Genomic DNA, 1,043 nt, shown 5'->3' with positions numbered 1-1,043 from the left:
GTTCGCCTTGCATACCTATGTATTCAGTATGCAATACCCTAAAAGGGTGGGTTGCCCCATTCGGAAATCTGCGGATCAAAGTGTGTTTGCTCACTCCCCGCAGCTTATCGCAAGCTACTACGTCCTTCATCGCCTGTAATCGCCAAGGCATCCACCATGTGCACTTATTCGCTTGTCCCTATAACGTTAGCCTCTCATCATTTGCATAATGAAAGAGCGCTACAGGGATAAGAAAGTACAACGTTGTTGCTTGTTTGTTGATACATACAATCATTACCCATCGATTCGCTTTTTACGGCAAACCGATCAATAAATAATCTTTACTTCTTCCAGATTGTTAAAGAACGAAACAGCTTTGATCGCTAAAAGATCAAACCTAAACCACAGTCTTGTTGACCGGCTTACGTTTGCACTTTCGAGTAAAACTTTGGTGGAGGATGACGGGATCGAACCGACGACCCCCTGCTTGCAAAGCAGGTGCTCTCCCAGCTGAGCTAATCCCCCTGTGGGTATTCCATACTGGTAGGTCTGGCTGGACTAGTGTCCACCTTACCCCCGGGTCTGTTTTTGCTGGTAGGGCTGGTTGGACTCGAACCAACGACCCCCGCGTTATCAACACGGTGCTCTAACCAGCTGAGCTACAGCCCCAACGCGGAACTACTACGACTACTGTTTCTTCTTAATTAAACAGCCGATAAGTGTGAACATTTGATGCGTGAATCATTTCTGATTCGTGCAAACTCTAGAAAGGAGGTGATCCAGCCGCACCTTCCGATACGGCTACCTTGTTACGACTTCACCCCAGTCACGAATCCTACCGTGGTAAGCGCCCTCCTTGCGGTTAAGCTACCTACTTCTGGTAAAACCCGCTCCCATGGTGTGACGGGCGGTGTGTACAAGACCCGGGAACGTATTCACCGCGACATGCTGATCCGCGATTACTAGCGATTCCAACTTCATGCAGTCGAGTTGCAGACTACAATCCGGACTACGATACACTTTCTGCGATTAGCTCCCCCTCGCGGGTTGGCGGCGCTCTGTAT

Annotated in this window: 2 tRNA genes and 2 rRNA genes; all 4 read right to left on the bottom strand. The window is 49.2% G+C overall.

Annotated elements, in window-relative coordinates:
• Positions 1-178: ribosomal RNA gene (locus JaAD80_RS29615) — 23S ribosomal RNA — on the bottom strand; the annotation flags it as partial.
• A gap of 250 nt (positions 179-428) precedes the next feature.
• A tRNA-Ala gene (locus JaAD80_RS29610) sits at positions 429-504 on the bottom strand.
• A gap of 67 nt (positions 505-571) precedes the next feature.
• Positions 572-648, bottom strand: a tRNA-Ile gene (locus JaAD80_RS29605).
• A gap of 98 nt (positions 649-746) precedes the next feature.
• Positions 747-1,043, bottom strand: a 16S ribosomal RNA gene (locus JaAD80_RS29600); the annotation flags it as partial.

Source organism: Janthinobacterium sp. AD80 (assembly GCF_002878455.1).
Classification (GTDB): Bacteria; Pseudomonadota; Gammaproteobacteria; order Burkholderiales; family Burkholderiaceae_D; genus Janthinobacterium.
Note: the sequence above shows the minus strand (reverse complement) of the source record. Positions and strands in the feature narration are given on the sequence as shown.